The organism is Chitinophaga filiformis (assembly GCF_021646545.1).
Lineage (GTDB): Bacteria > Bacteroidota > Bacteroidia > Chitinophagales > Chitinophagaceae > Chitinophaga > Chitinophaga filiformis_A.
In genome coordinates, this window is the sequence record NZ_JAKIRP010000019.1 from 124238 (window position 1) to 148269 (window position 24032).

Below are 24032 nucleotides of genomic sequence, written 5' to 3' on the forward strand. Positions count from 1 at the left end.
CTCTTTTCAGATGAAAAAAATAGGAATCCTCTTTGGCCAGGAAAATGGCTTTCCCCAGGCATTTATTGATCGTGTGAATGAGAAACAGGTAGACGATATCACGGCAGAAGCTGTGTCCATAGATAAAGTGATACAAGGCGTTCCTTCCGGATATACAGTTGTTCTTGACCGCATTTCACAAGACGTTCCTTTCTACCGCGCCTGGCTCAAACAGGCCGCCCTGGATGGCGTGGCCGTTATCAACAACCCTTTCTGGTGGAGCGCTGACGATAAATTCGTCAATAATGAGCTGGCCCGGAGAACGGGTGTACAGGTGCCTAAAACGGCCCTTATTCCTTCGAGGGAACTGCCTCTCACTACCAGCGACCAGTCATTCAGGAACCTGGTGTATCCGTTCGACTGGGACTCAATCTTTGACTACATCGGCTTCCCTGCCTACATGAAGCCTTTCAATGGCGGCGGATGGAAACATGTGTATAAAATCCATGACCGTGAGGAGTTCTTTGCACAACATGCCCGCACCGGACAGTTGGTCATGATGCTGCAGGAAGAAATTAAATACGAGTCCTACTACCGCTGTTACTGCATTGGCGGCCGGTATGTAAGAGTGATCCCTTACGATCCTTATCAGCCGGAAAACCAGCGTTACCTGGCGGAAGATAATGGCGATGGCGATCTGCTGAACATCATTGCTGACCAGGTGGCCAGGTTGAATCAGTACCTGGGATATGATTTTAATTCAGTGGAAATTGCCGTTCGCAATGGTGTACCTTATGTGATCGACTTCTGGAACCCGGCGCCGGAAACCAGTGAACGGGTGATCGGTCCTGAGAATTTTGAGTGGGTGGTGGAAACGGCCGCCACTTATGCCATCCAGCGCGCGCAACAGCAAACGCCTGGTACCGATAATCTCACCTGGGGCAATTTTCTGCAGCAAGCCATTCATGGTCAGCAAACGGCAATCGTACCTGGCGCCAAAAAGGCCGCTGCTAAAAAACCTGCCGCTGTAACGCCCGCCAAGTTACCTAAAAATGGGACTGAACTGGTAGAAGCAGAGATGGAAAAAGAAACCCCTGCGAAAAAAACACCCGCCAAAAAGACTAAAAAGAAAGAATAACTTTGGTGTCAAAAATGACGGATCACGATCCGTGATCCGTCATTTGTCATTTGTAACTGATTGTACACCAACACCACATGCTCAAGAATTTCACCCTCGGTATTGAAGAGGAATATATGGTCATGGATCCGGTGACCCGTGAACTCCGGTCCCATGAACAGAAGATCGTAGAACAGGCACACAGGGTGCTCCGCGATAAGGTAAAAGCGGAATTTCACCAGGCGGTAGTCGAAGTAGGAACCCAGGTATGCGCGAATATCGATGAAGCCTGTGAAGATGTCTCCATGCTGCGCCGCACCATCGCCCAGATAGCCGGCGACCTGGGATTCAGCGTCGGCGCTTCAGGTACCCATCCCTTTTCTAACTGGGAACTGCAGCTCATCACCGACCATCCCCGCTATTTCGAGATCGTGAACGAAATGCAGGATGCTGCCCGCTCCAATCTCATTTTCGGACTACATGTACATGTGGGGATGGAAAACAGGGAAATGGCCCTGCATATTGCCAATTCCGTGCGTTATTTCCTGCCGCACGTATTTGCCTTAAGTACCAACTCTCCTTTCTGGGAAGGCCGTAATACCGGCTTTAAATCTTACCGTACTAAAGTCTTCGATAAGTTTCCCCGCACCGGTATTCCCGATTATTTTGCCAGTATAGAAGAATACGACAGGTATATCCAGCTGCTGGTGAAGACCAACTGTATAGACAATGCGAAAAAAGTATGGTGGGATCTCCGGGTGCATCCCTTCTTTGATACAGTCGAATTCCGCATCTGTGACGTACCGCTTACCGTGAAAGAAACCTGTACTATAGCCGCGCTCTTCCAGGCCGTGTGCGCCAAGATCTATAAGCTGCGCATGCAGAACCTGAACTTCATTATCTATAACCGCGCCCTGGTCAACGAGAACAAATGGCGCGCTTCCCGCTATGGCATAGATGGTAGCCTGATCGATTTCGGTAAGGAAGAAGAAGTAAATGCCCGGTTGCTCATCTATGAGCTGCTGGACTTTGTGGATGATGTGGTAGATGATCTGGGTAGCCGTCACTATATAGAACACACCCGTCATATCCTTGAAAACGGTACCGGTGCCGATCAGCAGCTGAAAGTCTATGCAGACACGAAAGACCTGATATCGGTGACCGACTTCATCACTAGTCAGTTTCTGAAAGACTGCTAAACTTGTAACTTTGCAGTATGATTCCGAATAAGCAGCACTGGAAAGTAGCGGTTCTGGATATGTACGAACAGGTCCCTAATGAAGGCATGCGCTGCATCAGGGAGATATTGACCAGCTATGCTGAAACACATGCCCTGCAACTTGAATTTCATGAATATGAGGTAAGGGTGCAGCAGCAGGTGCCAGATCTATCCTACGACATCTACATCTCCACCGGCGGTCCTGGTAGTCCGCTGGACAGCGAAGGCAGTGAATGGGAACAACGGTACTTCCGGCTCATGGAAGGCATCAGGGAATGGAATGAAACCGCTATTGACAAAAAACAGGTATTACTGATCTGCCACAGTTTTCAGCTGATGTGCCGTTATCTCGGATTAGGCAATGTATGCCGCCGCAGGTCTCCGGCATTTGGCGTCTTTCCCGTGCATAAAACAAGTGCCGGCGAGCAGGAACTGGTATTCAGCGAACTGCCCGAGCCTTATTATATCGTTGATAGCCGTAACTGGCAGGTCATTGAGTTGAATCAACAGAAGATGGAAGCTATTGGTGCACAGGTGCTGGCTATTGAGAAAGAACGTCCACATGTACCACTGGAACGTGCTACCATGGCCATCCGTTTCAGCGATTACTGCCTGGGTACACAGTTCCATCCGGAAGCAGATGCAGCAGGCATGCGTATGTACCTGCTACAACAGGAAAAGAAGAACCAGGTTATTACCAACTATGGCGCGGAAAAATACTACGGCATGCTTGAGCATCTTTCTGACCCCGACAAGATCATGCTGACGCATGATGCTTTTATACCAGCTTTTCTTGATAATGCCATTTTTAAACGCTCTTTACAACAATGATCCCTTCAATACGTACCACATACAATCATCAGTTCACCCACCGCCAGTACCAGGAGTTCCTTTCAGGTATTGCAGCGGAGGCAGGAGAAGCACCCGCTTTTAAGGTGGCTGAAACACCTGTATTCATTCCTGCACAACTGACCGCCAGGATACAGCAAGCCTGCGATGAAATTGTTGCTGTCATCCTTCATCCGGATTTTAAACAGCAAACCAGGGATGCCATTCCCCATGAACTGAAGGTACCGCATGAAAATGATCATCCTCACTTCATGGTCATCGATTTTGCCGTATGCCGTGATGAAGAGGGCAACCTTACGCCTAAACTGATAGAACTTCAGGGCTTCCCTTCCCTATATGCCTTCCAGGAACTAATGGCGCGTCAGTTCAGAACGCACTTCGCAATACCTAACACGCTCTGCAACTTCTTTAATGGTCTGAATGCAGGGTCCTATTTTGAATTGCTGAAAGAGGTGATCATAGGTCCATGTGAGCCGGAAGAAGTGGTGCTGCTGGAGGTAAAACCACATGAACAGAAAACAAGGATCGACTTCTATTATACCGAACATAAACTGGGCATCAAAGCTGTCTGCATCACAGAACTGATCCAGGAGGGTAAGAAATTGTATTATGAGCTGGATGGTAAACGCATCCAGATCAAACGCATCTACAACCGTGTTATATTCGATGACCTGCGCAGACAGCAGGAAGTACTGGGCAACCACGTACATCTCTTCCAGGACTTAGAGGTGGAATGGATCACACATCCCAACTGGTTCTACCGCATCAGTAAGTACATATTACCGTTCATTCACAGTGAATATGCGCCCAAAAGCTGGTTCCTGCATGAACTGCCTGTGATACCTACCGACCTGGAAAACTATGTACTGAAGCCGCTATTCTCCTTTGCCGGACAGGGAGTACTGATAGATGTGACACAGGCTGATCTGGACAAGATCTCCGATCCGGAAAACTGGATCCTGCAACATAAAGTGCAGTATGCTCCCGCTGTAGAAACACCCGAAGGCCCTGCCTATTGTGAAATCCGTATGATGTACGTATGGCCGGACAGCAGTCCTGCGCCTTTACTTGTGCACAATCTTGCCAGGATCAGCAAGAGTAAAATGATCGGTGTGTCACAAGGCAAGCCGCAGAACTGGACCGGCGGAAGCTGTGCTTTTTTTGAACAGGCATGATGTTGCCAGATACGTATGTACAGCCCCTTCACTATTTTCAGATATTATTACGCAATGTAACGTTGCCTTCGGAAGCGTAGCTCCGTGTCATACCGCCAGCACGTCTTTCAGGTACCAACCTCCGGCAGCGTTTACCGCTGAACTGACAAAGGCGGTATACAGCGTTCTTTACAGCCGCTGTTTATCTTTCAGCAGTTGCGCCTTTAGCTGTTCGTAATTAATATCCTGTACGGCTTTCTTTGCATCAATCGCCTGAATGGCAGCCGTAGCAGCACTCTGGCCTAATATCATAAACACCGGCTCCATCCTGATACTTCCATAAGCGATGTGTGTACACGACACGCACACCGGCACCAGCAGGTTCTCACATTCTTCTTTCTTTGGTACAATAGAGCCGTAACTGATACGGTAAGGCGCCGGTACCCGTACCTCAACATCGCCTTCATTCTGCACAGTACCATCTTCCTGTACGTATCGTTGTGTGTTATGCGAATCCAGTGTATAAGAGCCCATACCAACAGGGTTGATTATCTCTTTCTTTCCCAGCACTTCATGCTCTGTCATTATCTCCATCCCGGTCATACGGCGGGCTTCACGGATGTATAACTGGTGCGGCCAGTTGCCGTTATCTTTGAATTCATCCCTTGACAATCCCCATTTATTCATATGTGTACGGATATTATCAGGTACCCGTGGATCAGTGGCCATAAAGTACAACAGCCCTTTCTGATAAGTGGCGTGTGCAGCAATGATCTGTTGCCTTTTTTCATAAGAAGCGTCCGGATAATCGTAGTTCATTCCGATATAATCGGTGCTGAAAGGCCCGTGGTTGTTAACGTCTGTCTTATGGTTAGGAATAGGATCGTATTTATTGAATGCTTCTTCCCAACCGTTATTAAACACTCTCACCAGCAATTCATACTGCGTTGAATCATATCCCTCCGGACGTACAAAAGGAATACGGTTTGCAGGAAGATCGGTCAGGCACATACGAAAGCAATAAGCCTGTACACGCTTGTCGGCACTCCCCTTCTCACCTGGTGGCTCTGATGAAATGAGCGGCAATAAGCCACTCTTAGCATCTCCTGGTACTTTATATGCACTGACCGGTTTTTTAAAATAATGACCATGGTGAAGCACCCCCACCTGCACACCATTCCAGGTTTCATTGAACTCGCTGTTGGCTTCTCTTCCCACACGATAGGCCACTTTCGCAGCTGCCATCAGATCGCCTTCATAGGTAGCGTCAATGAACATCTTACCCCGGAAGGTTTTACCGCTCAGCGTTTTAATGGCGGCGATCTTTTGTCCTTTTTTAGTGACGCCTTTATTGCGGTCCAGCCATTCGTTACGATATACTTTGATGTTGTTCTCTTTCACAAAATCTTCAAACACCTGCTCGGCCACATGTGGCTCAAAGATCCACATGGTACGTTCTGCACCGTCCATCGCAGGTGTGCCCTGGCCTTTGTTACCGTATTCGGCCTGTGGCTGCCAGTTCCATGCGGAGGGCTGCTGATAATGCAGGTATACGCGGTGATAGAATTCACGTGCCAGACCGCCGATCACCGACTTATTGCCTGTATCGGTAAAACCGAGTCCGCCGGACGATAAGCCGCCGAGGTGTTTATCCGGCGATACGATCACGACCGATCTGTTCATCTTCCTGACCTGTACTGCAGCGGTAACGGCGGCAGAGGTACCGCCGTAGATCACAACATCTGCCTCTACGGGGGCCTGTGCCCGGACTTGTGTAAAGCTTAACAAACAAACAAGTAACACTGTAATTAGATGCTTCATAACTGTGGGTTTAAATCTGTTTTATGGAACGAGTAATTTTTTAAGATACGCCGGGTAACTATGTCCTTCGGTACCACCGCCACCGTGTGTGATGCTGTCGCCGAAGCATACTATTCTTTTGCGTGGCAGTTGCCGCTGGATGATACAATCATACACCACGACGCCCATCAGGCGGTACCCCTCCGGCGTGGGATGGACGCCGTCTGTTTTTCCGCTGTTCAGTTCATTCTCGATGAGACTGTCTTTTTCCTTGCCGACATTACCGGCGCGTTCGAACACATGTCCCATGTCCAGTAAGGCCTGACCAGTATCGTCAGCGATTTTAGCGATCACTTCATTCACCGCTTTCCTTCTCACCACATATCCTTCCGGATCATAAAACTCCTTCGGGTGGCGGGTGTACAGGTAAGGTTCATAAGCTGGCAGGATGGTCATCAGCAGTACCTTGCTGCCTGTGTTGGTGATCATCTTCACCATGTCACGCATGTTCTTTTCATAGTCTTTCAGTGGTACATGTTTCCGGCTGTTCATATCGTTGGTGCCGGCCATGAGTACAGTAAGATCCGGATGATGGGACAGGCAATCCTTCTCTATCCTTGCCAGCATCTCTACTGTATTATTTCCGCCGATACCTGCATTGACCACCAGTGGAGGCTCATCATTTCCGGCGGCAGATGCAGTCTGCGGAGGATGGGAAGCAAGTACATATTTCCCCGGAATGGAAAAAGAAGTGGCTAGTAAACCTGCCTGTAAAAATGTGCGTCTTTGCATATAATCGTGTTTCTGCTCGGTAAGTAAGCCCCGGACATCTTAGCCGGAGTGTTGTCTGTTTATTCCGTTATCCTGCCATAGGCATCACTCAGTAATCCGGGTTTTGTTTCAGCTTTGCATTTACATCGATCTCTGTCTGGGGGATCGGGTACAAATAATGTCTTTCACTCACAACGATGGACGGGTTCTGTGCTTTCATGGCGCTGATGAGGCGTTTGGTGCGTACCAGGTCATACCAGCGATGCCCCTCAAAGGCCAGTTCCAGTCTTCTTTCCAGCAGCACGCTATCGCGGAATTGCGTCTGCCCTAAGCCAAGCTCCAGCTCAGGAATACCTGCGCGCCTGCGAAGGCGGTTGACGGCGTTAAAAGCGTCCGGGTTACCCGCAGCCTGTTCATTGAGTGCTTCCGCATACATCAGTAAAACGTCTGCATAACGGATCACCGGAAAATTGTTACTGCCCTCTCCATTGGCAGTGGCCGCAGGATCGCGGTACTTATATACATATGCCGGAAAAGAGATACTGGCCGGGGCCGGAGGCGTGGAAGTAGCAGAATACAGTCTGATTGTAACGTCACGGCGTTTATCCGTGGCACGATAGGTATCATACAGGTTCTTTGTGACCGGGTCATCTCCGAAGCCGGCGATACCATTCACCTTGTCAAAGTTGGGACGCATATATCCCTGCATAAAACTTCCCTCTCCCAGGCCGCCTCCCAGCGCCTGCACTTCAAATACGGATTCTTTTCCATTCTTATTTCCGATCAGGAATGCATCCTCAAATTTATCCCAGATATCATATACGCCGAGGTCAATTACTTCTTTACACTTCGCTGATGCGTTGGGCCAGTCTTCACGGGTCAGGTATACCTTGGCCAGAAATGCAATAGCAGCGCCTTTGGTGGCCCGGCCCAGATTGGCGCCGGTATAGGCAACAGGCAGCACAGCTGCTGCTTCAGAAAAGTCTTTTATTACCTGCTGGTACACTTCATCTGCGGAGCCCCTCGCTACTTCCAGGTTATCAAGAGAAGTAGTTTCCTGCAATATTAAAGGCACGCCACCAAACATGCGTACTAGTGTAAAATAATAAAACCCTCTCAAAAACTTCGCCTCTGCCAGGTACTGATTTCTCAAAGCAGTATCCATGCTGATGCCCGGCACATGTGCCAGCACAGCATTGGCCTTGTTGATACCGGCGTATGCAGCCGTCCATATGGATTGAAAGGTGGTCGTAGCCGGTGTGAAGGAATACTTGTCTACATCATTCTTGGCCTGGTTGGCAGTGGAGCGGCCGCCGCCCCATTCTGCATCATCGGTAGCCTGATCCTGCAACACCCACATGGCCTGGTCGTACATATTCTGGCCTTTCATGGCATCGTAAGTGGCGCTGAGAGCGGCTTTGGCATCATCGGCATTCTTATAGAAGTTGTCCGGCGTGAAACTGGATTCCAGTTGCTGGTCCAGCAGGTTACAGGACATTTGTGTACAGATCAGTAGAAAAAATAGCTTTTTCATAAACGTGCTGTTAAATACTTACAAGGTGATATTTAATCCGAAGAGCAATGTTTTTGCGGTAGGATAACTGGCATAGTCAAATCCCTGGCTGCGGTTATCCTGTCCGAAGCGGTTCACCTCCGGATCGTAACCGCTGTACTTTGTCCAGGTGATGAGGTTCTGTGCAGTAACGTACAGGCGGGCGGAGTGGATCTTTGCCGCCTTCAGCCAGGCATCTGGCAGGTTGTACCCCAGCTGGACATTCTTTAGCCGCAGGTAAGAACCATCTTCGATCTGCCGGGTAGAGATGCGGTTAGCCGGTCTCGTAGTTGCAGCACGGGGAATGTCGGTATTGGTATGGGTGGGTGTCCACCTGTCCAGCATGTCTCTATCCTGGTTTGTAGTACCATTCAGGTATTCCAGTTCAAAACGGTTTGCATTCAGGATCTTATTGCCATATACCCCCTGCAGGAAAATGGTGAGGTCAACCCCTTTGTAAGAGAAGGTATTGCTGATACCACCGCTGAATTTCGGTTGTGCGCTACCGATGATCTTCCTGTCTTTGTCATCGATCTTTTTGTCGCCGTTGAGGTCCATGTACTTCCTGTCGCCCACTTTCTTTGCGCTGGCATCTGTCAGTCCGGCCAGTTCCGCTTCTGACTGGTACAGGCCATTTGTCACGTAACCATAAAAGGTACCCAGGGGCTCGCCTACGCGGATGATACCGGAGTTTACGTTCTGTGCGATATTAGCCACCTGGCCGGCGAAGATCTGCGGGGTGTTACCAATGTTCAGCACTTTATTGCGATTGGCTACATAGTTGATATCTGTTGTCCATCTGAAAGCGCCGTCGATGTTGATGGTAGACAGGCTCAGTTCAATGCCTTTGTTCTGTACCTTACCCAGGTTCCTGATAGCATTGGAATAACCGGAAGAACTGGGGATCGTTACATTGAGTAACAGATCGCTTGTCTTCTTCACATAGGCATCAGCGGTGATCATCACACGGTTGTTGAATAAGCCCAGATCAATACCAGCATCGCCCTGTGCCGTTTTCTCCCATGACAGGTCAGGATTGGCAATCTGGCTGGGGCCGAGGCCTGTGGAGATATTGTTGCCCAGAACATAGTTCTGTGTGCCCAATAAGGAGTAAGCAGGGTAATTGCCAATGCCATCCTGGTTACCTGTGGTACCGTAAGTAACGCGCACTTTCAGGTCGCTTACGGTCCTGTTATTTCTCAGGAAAGGTTCTTCCGATACCTTCCATGCCACGGCGCCGGAAGGGAAGAAACCAAAGCGGTTATTAACGCCAAAACGGGAAGAGCCATCTGCACGGAAGGAGACGGTCAGCAGGTATTTATCACGATAACCATAATTGATCCTTCCCAGGTAGGATACCAGTCCCCAGCCACCAACACCCGAACCAGGAGTGATGGCTACAGCGCCGGTACCCAGATTGCCTGTGCCCAGAATATCGTTCACGAAACTCCTGGAAGATGCACTATTGTTCTCGGTATGATTTTCCTGCTGCGTGTATCCTACCAGAGCCGAAAAGCTGTGCACCCTGTTGAAGGTACGGGTGTAGGTCAGCAGATTTTCATTCAGCCAGGTCACAGACTGTTCGTTGTAAATAGAACCCACACCACCTTGTGCAAGGCCGCTGGCCACGCTTCTGGGCAGGTAGCTATCCTGCTTCTGCAGGATACCATCTATACCGAACAGCACTTTTAATGTGAGTCCTTCGATGATCTGGTATTCGCCGAAGATGTTGCCGAAGAAGCGGTAAGCAGTGTTCTTGTTCTTGCTGTCGAATGCCAGGGCTACAGGGTTATCAGCGGTAAAATTCAGTGCAGGATCTGTCATCAGGTAAGAGCCATCCGCATTACGCACCTTCAGCAAGGGAGGGAACTGTAATGCTGCCATGGTGACCAGTCCGCCGCCCCCCAGGCTACCATCGGTGCGCGATTGGTTAGTAGCAGTGCGATTGATGGTAAGACTGTTCCCCACCTTGATCTTATTGCTGATCTTCCTATCCAAATTGACGCGGAAAGAATACCTGTTGAAATCAGAATTCACCACGATCCCCTTCTGTGTAAAATAACCGGCGGAAACAGCGAACTGTGTCTTGTCATCACCGCCACTCATAGACAACTGGTAATTAGCGATAGGCGCCTGGCGGAAGATCTCATCCTGCCAGTCGGTACCTTCTCCGAAAGCTTCCACCTGCTGAGGTGTATAAACCGGCGACAGGCCGTCGTTGGTATTGGCTTCATTTACAAAAGCAGCATATTCTCTGGCATTCAGCACCGGGTATTTGCGACGTACATTCTGCGTACCGTAGTAAGTATCAAAACTGATGATGGTTTTTCCTGCTTTACCCCGCTTGGTGGTGATGATCACGACACCGTTGGAACCACGGGAACCATAGATAGCAGTGGAGGAAGCGTCTTTCAGGATGGTCATCGACTCAATATCGCCCGGGTTCAGGGTACTGAGCACATTGAAGCTCGAGCCACTTTCAGCGCCGCCATTCTTGAAAGGTACACCGTCTATGACGTACAGTGGTTCATTGTCGCCCTGGATAGAGTTACCACCACGGATACGGATAGTGGTAGAACCACCGGGGGCACCGGAGTTCTGGGTTACCTGCACACCGGCCACGCGTCCCTGTATGGCCTGGTCCAGTGAGGTCACGGCTACTTTTTTGATCTCTCCTACCGGCACGGTAGCCACAGCGCCGGTGAGGTCACTCTTTTTTACCTGTCCGTATCCCACCACCACTACTTCGCTTAGTGCTTCTGTTCCACTTTCCAGTGTTACTGTCAGCGGATCAGTCACGCCCGTCACCGGCACTTCTCTTGCCTTGAGTCCGAGGGCAGACACCAGGAGCACTGCATGTTCAGGCACGTTTCGTAATGTGAATGTGCCATTCTCATTGGCCGTTGTACCGCGTTTCGTCCCCTTTATGAGAATAGTGGCGCCTGGCTGTGGTTCCCCTTTACTGTTCACGACCTTCCCCTGTATGGTAGTGTCGGCCGGAGGAGATGCTTCATCAACAGTTGGCGGCTGGATGTTCTTTTTTCTGCTGATGACGATCGTATTACCCTGTATCACATACTGTAGCTGCCGGTCTTTTAAAATGGTGTTCAGTGCAGCTTCCAGGGATGTTTTATTGAATGAGACAGTGACTGGCCTGACATCAGCAATGTCTTCATTCCGGTAAAAGAATACATATCCTGTTTGTTCTTTAATAACGGAAAAGATCTTTTTCAGCGGAACATCTTTCCCTGTATAGGTAATCTGTGTGGAAGTGTCGGCGGCATTTACTTTCAGACATAGCAATGCCAGTAGAAGTAGTAAGGTCTGCTTCATAACATGGAGTTTTTATATAACGGGACGATAAAAGAATGCTAATACTCAGGGCAGTATAACAATGTGTCTGCCTTCTTCTATTCTAAAATTTACGTTTGTCTGTTCCAGGATCTTTAATGCTTCAGCAAGTGTCAGTCCCCTCCCCATTTCGCCGGAAAAAGTGCCTTTAGGAATACCAGACGGATAAGATACAGTCACGTCATACCAACGCTCCAGTTGTCGCATGACGGCGGCAATATCGGCATCCCTGAAGGAGAAATAACCGTTCTTCCAGGCAATCACTTCATCGGTATTTACTGTACTCACTCCTATATCAGCATTGGCATTGACTACAGCCTGCTGCCCCGGTTGTAACAGTTTACTTTCTTTTTCTGACGCCACTTTCACTGCGCCACTGATCAATGTGGTATGGGTGTTCTTTTCGTCTTTGTACGCCATGATATCAAAGCTGGTGCCTAGCACCTGTACATCAAAGCCGCCCGCTTTCACTTTAAATGGTTTGTGGGCATCTTTGACGGTCTCGAAATAGGCTTCTCCCTCCAGTTCCACCAGGCGTTCATTACCGGCAAAAGCAACCGGGTATTTCAGGCGGGAAGCGGCGTTCAGCCATACTTTCGTCCCATCGGGCAGCACCACCTGGAACTGTCCTCCTTTGGGCGTAGCGAGTATATTATAGCTCAGTTTTGCTGTTGCTGGCTGACCACTGTACAAAAGCTGACCATTATTGCGCTGTACAAGGGTATTCCCCTGCCTGATGGTCTGGTGGCCGGTACTGTCCAGCGGCACTGTAGTGCCATCTTCGAGAATAAGGGTCGCCTTGTTACTACCCGGCAGTATCACTGCGGGTTTGGTTGATTCATTTTTTGCTAATTGAGGCGTTTGTGATGCTTTATTGGACCAGTACCAGTAACCGCCTATTCCCGCAGCCAATACAACAGCGGCAGCTACCCGCCAGTAAGGGAAGCGGAAACGCACTGTTCTCCCTCCGCTGACAGGCGTTCTGTCCACATCCAGTACGCGGGATAATACCGGTTCGAGGCTTTCATCGTACGCGGCCTGCTCTTCCATTTCGGTCAGCTTACTGGTAGCTGCGACAAATGTTTCCCTGTTGGCCGGATCTTTCAGAAAATCGTCCAGTTCAGCCTTTTCAGCTGCCGAGAGGTTTCCTGTCAGAAAACCGCTGATCAGATAGTGAATACGTTGTTGGTCCATTTGTCTGGCGGAGCACCTGGTATATTCCAAAGCATCTCCAGATATATAGACTGGAAGAAAAGTACGGGTGTACCTATCGGGGAGAAAAATTTTTATTACAGTTTGCCGGCGAGCTTCAGCTGCTCCCTGATAAATTGCAGGGCGGCGCTGATGGTATTGCGGACGTAGCTGGGGGATAGCTTTAGGGCATTGGCTATTTCGGTGGCATTCAGGCCTTCCTGGCGGCTCATTTCATAGATCTGCCGGCGTTGGGTGGGCAGGGCGCTTACCGCGGCGGCAACAATGCGCTGGGTTTCACGATAAGATAGGTCGGCTTCAGTTTCATTGGCAACGGTCAGACCGGCATTGCTGATGTCAGCCAGTCTTTGCTGCAGTAAGGCCTGGCGGTTCAACCAGGTAAAGCATTCGTTCAGGGCCATTCTTTTCAGGTAAGCTTTCAGCTGATCGACCGCAGGCAGTTTATCGCGGTGCAGCCACAATTTGATAAAGAACTCCTGTAGTACTTCATGGGCAGCATCCTCCTGTTTAACGACCTTTCTGACAACACTACCTATTCCCGGGGAAATAGCCTTAAAGAATTGTGCGAACGCGCGCTCATCGCCATCGGCAATACGGGTCAGCACAGCCTTCTCTGTATATAGATCATCATGCATTTCAGGCAACTGGGAATGCTATTAAAAACGCCTTCCGGGGCCGTATGACGATGGAGGCATCACACACGCCGGAAGGCATTATTAAGAATGATATATTGCTCAATTACTTACCGAACTGCTCCTGCCAGGCGAGCATACCACCGGTCAGGTTCTTTACGTTCTGGAAGCCCATTGTTTCCAGGATCATCGCAGCCTGTCCACTACGGCCACCACTGCGGCAGTATACGATCACTTCACGGTCTTTCAGATCTTCCAGTTCATCCACCTGCATAGCACGGATGTCACCCAATGGCACCAGGATGCCTCCGATATTGAAATCTGCATGCTCGTGTGGTTCCCTTACATCCACAATGTTCAGGTCTTCGCCGCTGTCAATACGTTTTTTCAGTTCAGCTACACTTATATTTTCCATGGCTGTAAATTTTTGAATGTTTGTGATATCTACGGCAAATTACGGTATTGCCGGGTTTTGGTGATGATTATTCTGGTTGTTCGGCCGGAGGAGCAGGCGTTACACCGCTATCCTTTGTCGGGCGACTGGCTGACAGCCAGAGATCGATGCTCTCTCCTGCCCTTACCATGTTGAGCTCATTCAGGCTGTTACGGCGCGGAGGCGTTTGTTTCACGACAAAGGCATTAGCCGTATCTGTCACAGATGGATCTATGAGCACGGTACCCAGGCCCAGGTTGCTGGCACTCAGCGTTTCCTTTGCTTCCAGGAAAGTAAGTCCGACGAGGTCTGGTGCAGGGTTTTCGGTATTACCGGTGCCACTGCTCAGTACCAGGGTGATATTACTACCCTCCGGAATGTCTCTACCTGGTTTCACCGTTTTACCGTTCAGCAATTGCTGTAATACGGTATTGGTGGCAAAGTCCGGTTTATAGATGGTGTCTCCCACGTTCAGCCTGAGACTGTGCAGGGTCATTTCCGCACTGCGGAAGGTCAGCCCTGTCAGGTCTGGCATTTGCACCATAGGAGGTATTACTTTATTGACAGTCAGGTAGATGGTACGTCCCACCTTTACAATAGAGCCTCTGGCAGGAGTCTGCTCCCATACCGCGAGGCCGGGCAGGCTGTCTACGTAGATAGAGTCTCTTACGTCCACGCTGAATCCTTCTTTTTCCAGGATCATGGTGGCTTCCTGTATATTTTTCTTGTAAACGTCGGGAACGGTCATTGTGTCCCCATGTTTGGTGATAACTCCCAGTAGTAGAAAGAAAAGCAACCCCAGAACGGCGAAAATACCCACAACAACCAGCAGGTTAAAGCCGAAAGAGCGTTTCGTTATTGAATTGAACACAGATTATATTTTAACGTTAAGATGAACTCGGATCTGTTTACTTCCTCAGGCACTCTTCAATTAATGTGCCGTAAAACTCCTGCAGGGTTTTACCCGCAGCTCTTACCTGCTGAGGTACAAGGCTATTTTCTGACTGTCCCGGCATGGTATTGACCTCCAGGAAGAACAGGCGGTTGTTCGCTTCTTCCCAGATGAAGTCCATTCTCACTATGCCACGGCAATTGAGCTTGTCATACAATTTCCTTGCTGTTGACTGTATCAGGTTGGTTACTTCTGAAGGTGCTTCTGCCGGTGTTACCTCCCTGGTTACGCCCGGGGTGTATTTAGCCTCATAATCAAAGAATTCCTTGCTGCTGATGATCTCAGTTACCGGCAGAACAGTGAATTGTCCATTAGCTTTATATAAACCGCAGGTGATCTCCCTGCCTTTGATAAATTCCTCTATCAGGATCTGTACATCTTCTTTAAAGGCCTTTTCGATAGCCGGCTCCAGCTCTTCGGCTGTATTTACCTTAGACATACCGATGCTGCTGCCCCCTTCTGCCGGTTTTACGAACACGGGCAACTTCAGCTCACGGAGTATCTCTTTGGTGTCAAAAGGCTGATCGCGGAAGATATGTACTGATTTTGAAACATTTACAACGCCCAGAGAAGCTACTACTTTATTACAGTAGCTTTTGTTGAAGGTGAGCGCAGAAGTTACCATACCACAGCTGGTGAAAGGAATGCCCAGCATTTCAAAATATCCCTGTAAACGACCGTCTTCACCTGGTGTACCGTGTATACCAATGAACACAGCGTCGAATTTTATCTTATTACCATCGATCGTCAATGTAAAATCGTTCTTATCCACTGCAACTGCCTGGCCATCAACGTCCATGTAATTCCAACCGTCACGGGTAACAGAGATCTTATATACGTTATACTTGCTGCTGTCAATATTCTTCTCTATAACGGCGGCACTCTGTACTGAAATCACATATTCACCGGAGTATCCGCCGGCAACCAGGGCGATGTTCTTTTTCATATATAATTTAATAATAAGCGGATAAAGTTAATAGAAAAATGGTGGATGTAAACTTTTTTTACTGCAAAAGAAAAGGGAAGAAAGTTAAGTTCTTTCTTCCCTTTAGGCTCCGGTATGCGTTCCGATGATGATCGACGACCAGTTACCGGTGTAGTTCCTTATGCTTCCTTTATAATGATATTAGATGTGCAGTCTTTCTTTCTTTGCGAGCAGTTCTTCCACTGTTTCCTGGTACATCTCATCAGGAACGCAGCAGTCAACCGGACAAACTGCCGCACACTGAGGCTCTTCATGGAAGCCCTGGCATTCTGTACACTTGTTAGGAACAATATAGTAACTGTCTACACTAATTGGCGGGTTACGCTGATCACCATCCATGGTAGTTCCATCCATCAATGTGTATGGACCTTTGATGGTAGTGCCATCTGCCAGTGCCCATTCAACACCACCCTCATAAATAGCGTTATTTGGACATTCAGGTTCACAAGCACCGCAATTAATACATTCGTCTGTTATCTTTATTGCCATAGTATAAACTTTTTGTTTAAGTAGTAAGCCATTAATTTTGCAGACAAAAATAGAATATCTAGGTTTAAAAAGTTAATTATTTATACAGATTCATGAGCAGTTCAGCAAAAGTAGCAGCCCTTGTACGTTTAGGACAATACCTGTCAGGCAATGATACCGACCTCCAGATAGTGAAGGAGAGGGCTTTCCAGGCCAACGGATGGTTCACTCCCGAGTTTATCGATCTTTCCCTGCAAAACATTTGCCGTTATTACCTGGACGAATCCCGTTTAAACGAATGGCTGGCTGGTTACGCTGCTCCTGTATCTTCTCCCCGTCAGGTAGGTATCGTTGCTGCGGGTAACATTCCGCTGGTCGGCTTCCATGACTGGCTCTGCGGCTTCCTTAGCGGTCACCAGGTACGCCTGAAGCTCTCTTCCAAAGATACGATACTTATGCAGCATGTCATTGACAAAGTCAAGGAATGGTACCCTGTATATGCAGAGCAGACCCAGGTACAGGACATGCTGAAGAATTGCGGCGCCTACATCGCCACCGGCAGCAACAATTCCGCCCGTTATTTTGAATACTATTTTGCTAAATATCCACACATCATCCGCAGGAACCGGACTTCCGTGGCCATCCTCGATGGATCAGAAACACCTGCCGAACTGGAAGCGCTGGCAGATGATGTGATGCTTTACTTCGGTCTGGGTTGCAGAAATGTGACCAAGGTATTTGTTCCGGAAGACTATAACTTTGAACCGCTGCTGAAAGCCCTCCGGAAGTATGCCCACCTGGCAGACCATCATAAGTACAAGAACAACTACGACTATAATCTGGCTTTGGCGCTGTTGAGCAATGCCGTTCACATTGCGGCCGACAATATCATTTTACAGGAGTCTTCTTCCGTTTTCTCCCCCATCAGTGTTCTGCACTACAGCTACTATAACAATGCGCCCTCTCTTGGCGAAGAGCTGAGGGTAAATAATGATCTTCAATGCATTGTAGGACATGGCTTCACGCCCTTTGGGATGGCGCAGCAGCCCTCCCTGTCGGATTATGCTGACGGTGTGGACACCATGCAGTTCCTGACAGGGTTATAAAGCCTGTAACATTGTCTGTTTCGGGCCTTTAAATGACTACAATGTTGTCATGAAAAACAACAAACTGTCAGTCCCGGCGTTAAGATCATATTAACTATTCATATAAAAATGTGTTAAAGTAACAGGAGTGGTTTATGTTCACTGGCATGCCCCCTTAAATTTGTATCACAAGGCATGCAAATTGATATTCATTCCTTATAAAATTTAAACTTTAAACAACGAAACATATGAAATTCCGGCAAATTGCGGCAACTGTACTAATCAGCGCGGCAACTGCTGTTGCCAGCATCTATGCGTACAACAGGTACCAACCCCGGCAGGCAGGCCCCTATCAAAATGGATCAGAAAACATTCCGGTAAACTATGCCAGTTACATGCCTGGCGCCGAAGTAAAGAATGCAACGCCTCCTACTGATTTTAGCCAGGCCGCCAAAATAGCGGTACCTGGAGTGGTACATATCAAAACAAAGATCAATCCCCGTCAGGTGACCAATAACCTCCAGAGAAGGAGAAGTGTTTTACAGGATCTTTTCGGCGATGACTTTTTCGGTGATGAATTCCAGGGCGAAGGCGGCGGACGTAAATACTATGTTCCCGGCCAGATGGCCTCCGGTTCCGGAGTGCTGATATCTGACGATGGTTATATCATTACCAACAATCACGTAGTGGACGACGCGGATGAAATAGCCGTAACGCTCAACAACTACAAAACATACAAAGCCAAAGTAATCGGTACAGACCCGAATACTGACCTGGCAGTGATCAAGATCGATGCTAAAAATCTTCCTTATCTGCTCTATGGCAACTCCGACGACGTTGAAATAGGACAGTGGGTATTGGCAGTCGGTTATCCGTTAAACCTGGAAACTACCGTTACCGCCGGTATCGTAAGTGCGAAAGCCCGTACCATCGGTATCAATAAACAGGTGAGAAGAAATGCAATAGAATCATTCATCCAGACAGATGCTGCGGTGAACCAGGGTAATAGTGGTGGTGCATTGATCAACACCGCCGGTGAACTGATCGGTATCAACTCTGCTATCGCTTCTCCTACCGGTGCTTATGCTGGTTACTCCTACGCCATCCCGGTGAACCTGGTGAAGAAAGTAGTGAATGACCTGATGAAATACGGTAACGTGCAGCGTGCGTACCTGGGTATCTATTACCAGGACCCGAACAGCATCCCGGAAGAAAGATGGGCTGAAGCTGGCATCAGAAGAGATATCAACGGTGTGACTGTAACTGGTGTACAGGAAACCGGCTCCGCTGCTGCTGCGGGCATCAAAAAAGGTGACGTGATCACTGGTATCAATGGTGTAGAAACGCCTTCTATTCCTCAGATGACAGAACAGATCGCGCGTTATAAACCAGGCGACAAGATCAGCATCAACTACATGCGTAATGACAAACAGTATACTACCAGTACCATCCTCAAAAATGCTGACGGTAATACCGATATTATCAAGACCAGCGTACTCGATGCACTGGGCGCTGACCTGGTGACGCTTGATAAAGCTGATGCGGCTAAACTGGGTATACGCGGTGGTGTGTATGTGGATAATATCAGTGGTGGTGTGCTCAAGAAACAGACGAACATGAAACGGTCGTTCATTATACTGAAAGCTGGCGGTCAGCCGGTGAATTCAGTAGAGGAGCTGAGGAGGGTGTTGGAGAAACAAAAGAAAGTGCAGGTCGAGGGGGTTTATCCTGAGTTGAATGGTGTGTATTATTATAATATCGATCTGGCTAATGGAGCTGAGTTTTAGCGTTTTCATATAGGTTTATAGGTTAAGGAGAGAAGGTCCCGGGATGGTTTCCGGGACTTTCTTTTTTTTGCCACTGGGGGAATGCATTACTGGATTGTTGGGCTGACAGTGATTATTGCGTTGGCCTTCTTGCTCACGGCGCAGGCTGGGATCACTGGCTGTAGTTCTTTGAAGATCCTTGCTATCGGCTTTGGGAAGGCGGGTTGGCCGTTGGATGTTTATTAAACCCCTTGTGCGACGCGTGGGCACTTCAAATAACTAAGGCCAGTGATTCCCACCTGCCCGCTCGCTGCGTACGGCCTCAAAAATTGTTGTAGGACGTCCATATGGAGGCCGCACTCCGTTAGGAGTGCCAGTGTTTGTAGCGCGGGGTTTTGAACCCCGGGTATAAAATGCAAAAGCCTCCCAACGTGGTTGCAACGCGGAATCAATCACCCCCGGTTATAAACGCCAACGCCCATGACAATGGTTACAACGCGATATCAATAATCCCGGAACACATAACGGAATCATTCGCGCCAATCGGCTCCGTAGGTGCCGTGTGTTTGTAGCGCGTGGTTTTCAACCCCGGGTATAAAATGCAAAAGCCCCTAACGTGGTTGTAACGCGGAATCAATTACCCTGGGTATAAACGCCAACGCCCCATGGCAATGGTTATAACGCGATATCAATAATCCCGGAACACATAACGGAATCATTCGCGCCAATCGGCTCCGTAGGTGCCGTGTGTTTGTAGCGCGGGGTTTTCAACCCCGGGTAATAAAATGCAAAAGCCCCCTAACGTGGTTATAACGCGGAACCAATCCCCCCGGTCATAAACGCCAATGCCCCATGGCAATGGTTATAACGCGCCCCCCTTATTCGGTTGTAACACGGAATCCACACCGCCGGCCATAAACACCAAAAAGCCCCCTTGCGGCGGCGGTATTTATATTACCATAAATAATAATCGCTTATAAATTGATCACCCCTTTCAGCTGGGCGAAGAATTCGTCTTTCTTACGGGAAGAAATGGGGATGTTTTTCTGATCGCTCATTACTACGGCGGTGCCGAGTCCCTTTATGATCTTAACGATATGGTGAATGTTGATCAGGAAGGATTTATGGACGCGATAGAAGCCCTTGTCTGAGAGCATCTCTTCGTATTCCTTCAGTGATTTGGAGATAAGATGTGATACGTTATTGATCAGCTGTATTTTCGTATAGCTGTCAAATGCTTCACAGTAAATGATATCTTTCAGATCGATAACGTTGTAACCGTCGTTAACCGGGATGACTATCTTGGAGAAAGCATTGTCATTGTTCTTAACGTAGTCCTTGAGGATAGATGCCAGCTCGTTCAGGCGGCCTTTTTTGCTTTTCTTCACTTTTTCCAAAGCATCTTCCACCTCACTCACCTTGATAGGTTTGAGCAGATAATCCAATGCAGCAAATTTGATCGCCTGCAATGCATATTCCTGAAAGGCTGTAATGAAAATCACTTCGAAGTTCAACACAGGAAACATTTCCAATAGCTGGAAGCCATTATGGGGCGGCATTTCGATATCCAGAAACAAAACGTCAATCTGGGTATTCTTGATCATTTCCGCCGCGTCATGAATGTTCTGCGCCTCACCCGCTACCGTAACATCTTTACAGTAATTCTCCAGAATATTTCGCAAAATGTGGATGTTGCGGACTTCATCGTCTACGATCGCAGCTTTTATATTACTCATAACATCTTAACAATGGGAATCAGAATTTCAACCAGGGTACCCTCCTTATTGCCGAAACCAGACTTAAATTTATCAATAATTTCTAACTTTCCAACATTTCCATTAAAAGATTTTATAATCTGCAACCTTTCCCTAATCACGCTCAGAGCCGTGGATTCATGCCTTACCAGTCGCCCGCTTTTGATCTCATTTGCACGCTCCCACCCTATTCCGTCGTCATCCACGGAGCAGTATAACATGTCTTCACGAAGCACCAGTTTCACTTCCAGTCTGCCGCTGCCATTCTTCGGTGCCAGTCCATGTTTGATCGCGTTTTCAACAATCGGTTGAATGATCATGGGCGGTATATAGATTGTATAATCTTTCAGATGATCCTGCAGTATGAACTGATAAGTGAATACGTTCGCAAAACGTATCTTCTCCAGTTCAATGTACCGCGTCAGGAAGGCAATCTCCTCTTCCAGTGATATAAATGACTTCCGGGAGTTGTTCAGCATCTGCCGCATCAGTGTGGCAAAATCTGCCAGGAAGTTGAGCGCCTGCTTCTCCTCTTTTTCCATGATCAGGTGCTGCACTGAATTCAGCGAGTTGAAGATGAAGTGCGGATTCATCTGGTTTGTCAGCGCTTTCGCCTCAAGTTCCGCTATCCTCCGGTTATATTCCGTCTTCCTCATCTCTGCCCGTTGGATCCTTCTGATGACATCTCTCAATATAAACGCCACCAGTATGAGGCCCAGCAATATCACAATACCTCTCGCCCACCATTGCTGGTACCAGCGCGGCAGAATAGTAACGGTAATAACCACCGGCTGACTCCAGTTGCTTTTGTATTTCCGCGCCCTGATCTGCAGTTGATAGGTATCTGGCTGCAGGTCGGGGAAAGGTACGATATTAGACATTGTCGTGATCCATCCACTTGAAGTATCGCTGGAAAAGTTGTACTGGTACTCTACCAGCTCAGGCAGGTCATAGGCAATGGCGCCGAATTCTACCTCAAAAGACGCCTTCCGCTGATACATTAGCACAAATTGTTTGCCAGGCAGATAGGTGCTGTCTCCATACCGCACATGATTCAGATAAATAGCCGGCGGTACGGTATCTACCGGCATCCTGGCGTCATTGAAATAACTCAGACCGTTGGATGTTGCTATGTACAGGATGCCTTGCTGATAATATACACTACGGGCGTCATCACTCATCAGACCATCATTGGATGTGATGTTACGGATGAGCGCCTTGGTGCCTACATCGATAACGGAAACACCTTTGTTGGTGGCAACATACAGGCGTCCAATGCCGTCATAATATAGCTGCTGACAAATATCGCTGACCAGTTTATCTGCTGTGCTCAGATGAGCAGCCACAGTGTGATCCGCTCTAAGCACGTACAGCCCGTGATCACTGGTGCCTACCCAGAGCTCGCCATTGATCCACTTCAGATCTTTAATACTTAAATGCAAAGCAGGTTTCGTAGTCCGCAGTATCAACTTCCGTATGGCGTCATCACCATAAAACAGTCCGGCATTAGTGCCAACATAATAAGCAGAATCGTTGATACACGCAATAGAAGTGATCAACTCTTCTTCCCGGGGAGTACTATAGTTGTCACAGATCACCTGATCTTTAGTCGCAATTCGTATTTTGCCACCGGGACTGATATCCACATCTTTCAGCGTTTTGACACGCCTCAGGAGCAACGGCTTTTGCGAGACCGTATTAAATGTGTACAGTCCATTATCAGAGCCGATCAGCATTTCATTCGGCTTGTACGGAAGGATACTGAGGATACTGTTCCTTCCACTGGTCGTATCCAGGTTGAACCGAAGGAACTTGCTATTGCTGTCCATCGTATTCAATACACCGGCATTCTGTCCTATCAATAAGGTACCCGTCTTCTCATCTTTACCGATGCTGAAAATAGAGTGTGAGTACAGTCCATTCGTATTGTCGAGATAGTTAAAGTAAAAATTCTTGTATGGAATGTTGAAAACGCCATCCCCAAATGTCGTGATCCAGATGTTACCATCGCGGTCTTTGAGCAGCGATGTGATATAATGGTTCTGCAACAACTTGGATACCTTTCTTTCTCCGTGGAAAAATCCTTTGAGGTAATAGAGGGCTCTTGGCGTGCCTATCCACAGATTATCATTGTCCATACAGATGTTACTGATCTCATCCCTTATACCCCAATCAGTTCCCCTGAAAAAACAAACCGCTTCCTTATTGCTGTAGGTATACAAATTGTTCTCGACAATGACCACCGGGTGCTTCCGTACGCGCTGAATGGAGGCCTGATCAAGCGGGAAAGGACATACACTTGCTATTTTCTGATCAGGGTTATTGACATCTTCCAGGTCAGGCAGGTTAAAATAAGGCTGCAGGGGTTTAAAAATGGTATCGTTACGGAGGAAGTAGAACAGGTCGGTGGGCTTGGCGCCCAGCTTGTCGTAAGTAGTTTTTCTCCCACTGTATTGAATGATGTGGTTGTCGGTATTCAGGAACCAGATGAAACCAGCATAGTCTTCAAACATATACTGCATGTATTCACCGCGGGCGTCCATATGCAGGGATGAATCATTCTCAGCGGTATGAATCGTGTAGTTCCAATAGAAGGAAGGCAACCCGTTGAGGGTCGAAAACCAGACACGTCCCTTTGAATCGGCCGTGAGTTTTACAACATCGTTGTCGGTTAATCCGTCTTTTTTTGAATAGTTGCGAAAGCGTTTGCCGTCAAATTTACTGACGCCGGTGGGAGTAGAAAACCAGATAAATCCTTCCTTGTCCTGCACAACGGAATAGACCGTAGCATTGGCGAGACCATCCTTTACGTTATAGTTACGGATCATCAGCCCCTGAGCAGCTGCGTTATTGACAGTGCTCAGAACCATTAGTATCCACCATAAAAATATATAACGGACCTTAGGCATCAAGAGGGTCGGATTTTGATAATAAAACCGGCAGTACCAGCGTC

Annotated in this window: 18 protein-coding genes; 6 read left to right on the forward strand and 12 right to left on the reverse strand. The window is 48.2% G+C overall.

Annotated features, from left to right (window positions below; translation table 11 throughout):
* Positions 1–10: 10 nt before the first annotated feature.
* The 4 genes from L3C95_RS31170 (at position 11) to L3C95_RS31185 (ending at position 4339) form a co-directional block, all read left to right on the forward strand.
* Positions 11–1117: a RimK family alpha-L-glutamate ligase gene (locus L3C95_RS31170; protein WP_236394452.1), complete on the forward strand. Its 1107-nt coding sequence runs from the start codon at positions 11–13 to the stop codon at positions 1115–1117.
* Positions 1118–1194: 77 nt separating this feature from the next.
* The gene (locus L3C95_RS31175; RefSeq protein ID WP_236394454.1) at positions 1195–2295 is read left to right on the forward strand and encodes a carboxylate-amine ligase; all 1101 of its coding nucleotides are present in this window, start codon (positions 1195–1197) and stop codon (positions 2293–2295) included.
* 17 nt (positions 2296–2312) lie between these two features.
* Positions 2313–3146: a type 1 glutamine amidotransferase gene (locus tag L3C95_RS31180; protein WP_236394456.1), complete on the forward strand. Its 834-nt coding sequence runs from the start codon at positions 2313–2315 to the stop codon at positions 3144–3146.
* Complete coding sequence (locus L3C95_RS31185; protein WP_236394458.1) at positions 3143–4339, forward strand: hypothetical protein; 1197 nt, start codon at positions 3143–3145, stop codon at positions 4337–4339. The genes L3C95_RS31180 and L3C95_RS31185 overlap by 4 nt, the downstream gene beginning before the upstream one ends.
* 168 nt (positions 4340–4507) lie before the next feature.
* Here L3C95_RS31185 and L3C95_RS31190 read toward each other — a convergent pair whose 3' ends face one another.
* The 10 genes from L3C95_RS31190 to L3C95_RS31235 all read right to left on the reverse strand — a co-directional run bounded on the left by L3C95_RS31190 (position 4508) and on the right by L3C95_RS31235 (position 16495).
* Complete coding sequence (locus L3C95_RS31190; RefSeq protein ID WP_236394460.1) at positions 4508–6139, reverse strand: FAD-dependent oxidoreductase; 1632 nt, start codon at positions 6137–6139, stop codon at positions 4508–4510.
* 21 nt (positions 6140–6160) lie between these two features.
* Entirely contained in the window at positions 6161–6910 is a 750-nt protein-coding gene (locus L3C95_RS31195) for an SGNH/GDSL hydrolase family protein (protein WP_236394463.1), read from the reverse strand.
* An 88-nt stretch (positions 6911–6998) separates the two neighbouring features.
* Positions 6999–8423, reverse strand: coding sequence for a RagB/SusD family nutrient uptake outer membrane protein (locus tag L3C95_RS31200; protein WP_236394465.1), 1425 nt, complete (start codon positions 8421–8423; stop codon positions 6999–7001).
* 18 nt (positions 8424–8441) lie between these two features.
* Positions 8442–11774 carry a TonB-dependent receptor gene (locus tag L3C95_RS31205; protein WP_236394467.1) on the reverse strand — a complete coding sequence of 1111 codons (3333 nt, stop codon included), beginning with the start codon at positions 11772–11774 and terminating at the stop codon, positions 8442–8444.
* A gap of 45 nt (positions 11775–11819) precedes the next feature.
* The gene (locus L3C95_RS31210; protein WP_236394469.1) at positions 11820–13016 is read right to left on the reverse strand and encodes a FecR family protein; all 1197 of its coding nucleotides are present in this window, start codon (positions 13014–13016) and stop codon (positions 11820–11822) included.
* A gap of 65 nt (positions 13017–13081) precedes the next feature.
* Positions 13082–13639, reverse strand: coding sequence for an RNA polymerase sigma factor (locus L3C95_RS31215; protein WP_236394470.1), 558 nt, complete (start codon positions 13637–13639; stop codon positions 13082–13084).
* 103 nt (positions 13640–13742) lie between these two features.
* Positions 13743–14051 carry a rhodanese-like domain-containing protein gene (locus L3C95_RS31220; RefSeq protein ID WP_236394473.1) on the reverse strand — a complete coding sequence of 103 codons (309 nt, stop codon included), beginning with the start codon at positions 14049–14051 and terminating at the stop codon, positions 13743–13745.
* A gap of 67 nt (positions 14052–14118) precedes the next feature.
* A complete protein-coding gene (locus L3C95_RS31225; RefSeq protein WP_236394475.1) occupies positions 14119–14940 on the reverse strand; it encodes a PASTA domain-containing protein in 822 nt (273 codons plus the stop codon).
* 37 nt (positions 14941–14977) lie between these two features.
* Complete coding sequence (locus L3C95_RS31230; protein WP_236394477.1) at positions 14978–15967, reverse strand: D-alanine--D-alanine ligase; 990 nt, start codon at positions 15965–15967, stop codon at positions 14978–14980.
* Positions 15968–16147: 180 nt separating this feature from the next.
* Entirely contained in the window at positions 16148–16495 is a 348-nt protein-coding gene (locus L3C95_RS31235; protein ID WP_236394479.1) for a 4Fe-4S dicluster domain-containing protein, read from the reverse strand.
* A gap of 92 nt (positions 16496–16587) precedes the next feature.
* Between L3C95_RS31235 and L3C95_RS31240 the strand changes: the two genes are divergently transcribed.
* Complete coding sequence (locus L3C95_RS31240) at positions 16588–17580, forward strand: acyl-CoA reductase (RefSeq protein ID WP_236394481.1); 993 nt, start codon at positions 16588–16590, stop codon at positions 17578–17580.
* A gap of 227 nt (positions 17581–17807) precedes the next feature.
* Complete coding sequence (locus tag L3C95_RS31245; RefSeq protein ID WP_236394482.1) at positions 17808–19346, forward strand: trypsin-like peptidase domain-containing protein; 1539 nt, start codon at positions 17808–17810, stop codon at positions 19344–19346.
* A 953-nt stretch (positions 19347–20299) separates the two neighbouring features.
* Here L3C95_RS31245 and L3C95_RS31250 read toward each other — a convergent pair.
* Positions 20300–21061, reverse strand: a complete 762-nt coding sequence (locus L3C95_RS31250; protein ID WP_012793534.1) for a LytR/AlgR family response regulator transcription factor — start codon at positions 21059–21061, stop codon at positions 20300–20302.
* The gene (locus tag L3C95_RS31255) at positions 21058–23988 is read right to left on the reverse strand and encodes a two-component regulator propeller domain-containing protein (protein ID WP_236394484.1); all 2931 of its coding nucleotides are present in this window, start codon (positions 23986–23988) and stop codon (positions 21058–21060) included. The genes L3C95_RS31250 and L3C95_RS31255 overlap by 4 nt, the downstream gene beginning before the upstream one ends.
* Between the last annotated feature and the right edge of the window lie 44 nt (positions 23989–24032).

What these genes read in the sequence shown, in the direction of transcription:
- L3C95_RS31205 (WP_236394467.1), bottom strand. Translation starts at nt 11,774, where the DNA reads ATGAAGCAGACCTTACTACTTCTACTGGCATTGCTATGTCTGAAAGTA.
- L3C95_RS31195 (WP_236394463.1), bottom strand. Translation starts at nt 6,910, where the DNA reads ATGCAAAGACGCACATTTTTACAGGCAGGTTTACTAGCCACTTCTTTT.
- L3C95_RS31245 (WP_236394482.1), top strand. Translation starts at nt 17,808, where the DNA reads ATGAAATTCCGGCAAATTGCGGCAACTGTACTAATCAGCGCGGCAACT.
- L3C95_RS31220 (WP_236394473.1), bottom strand. Translation starts at nt 14,051, where the DNA reads ATGGAAAATATAAGTGTAGCTGAACTGAAAAAACGTATTGACAGCGGC.
- L3C95_RS31190 (WP_236394460.1), bottom strand. Translation starts at nt 6,139, where the DNA reads ATGAAGCATCTAATTACAGTGTTACTTGTTTGTTTGTTAAGCTTTACA.
- L3C95_RS31200 (WP_236394465.1), bottom strand. Translation starts at nt 8,423, where the DNA reads ATGAAAAAGCTATTTTTTCTACTGATCTGTACACAAATGTCCTGTAAC.
- L3C95_RS31180 (WP_236394456.1), top strand. Translation starts at nt 2,313, where the DNA reads ATGATTCCGAATAAGCAGCACTGGAAAGTAGCGGTTCTGGATATGTAC.
- L3C95_RS31235 (WP_236394479.1), bottom strand. Translation starts at nt 16,495, where the DNA reads ATGGCAATAAAGATAACAGACGAATGTATTAATTGCGGTGCTTGTGAA.
- L3C95_RS31230 (WP_236394477.1), bottom strand. Translation starts at nt 15,967, where the DNA reads ATGAAAAAGAACATCGCCCTGGTTGCCGGCGGATACTCCGGTGAATAT.
- L3C95_RS31215 (WP_236394470.1), bottom strand. Translation starts at nt 13,639, where the DNA reads ATGCATGATGATCTATATACAGAGAAGGCTGTGCTGACCCGTATTGCC.
- L3C95_RS31255 (WP_236394484.1), bottom strand. Translation starts at nt 23,988, where the DNA reads ATGCCTAAGGTCCGTTATATATTTTTATGGTGGATACTAATGGTTCTG.
- L3C95_RS31185 (WP_236394458.1), top strand. Translation starts at nt 3,143, where the DNA reads ATGATCCCTTCAATACGTACCACATACAATCATCAGTTCACCCACCGC.
- L3C95_RS31240 (WP_236394481.1), top strand. Translation starts at nt 16,588, where the DNA reads ATGAGCAGTTCAGCAAAAGTAGCAGCCCTTGTACGTTTAGGACAATAC.
- L3C95_RS31170 (WP_236394452.1), top strand. Translation starts at nt 11, where the DNA reads ATGAAAAAAATAGGAATCCTCTTTGGCCAGGAAAATGGCTTTCCCCAG.
- L3C95_RS31250 (WP_012793534.1), bottom strand. Translation starts at nt 21,061, where the DNA reads ATGAGTAATATAAAAGCTGCGATCGTAGACGATGAAGTCCGCAACATC.
- L3C95_RS31175 (WP_236394454.1), top strand. Translation starts at nt 1,195, where the DNA reads ATGCTCAAGAATTTCACCCTCGGTATTGAAGAGGAATATATGGTCATG.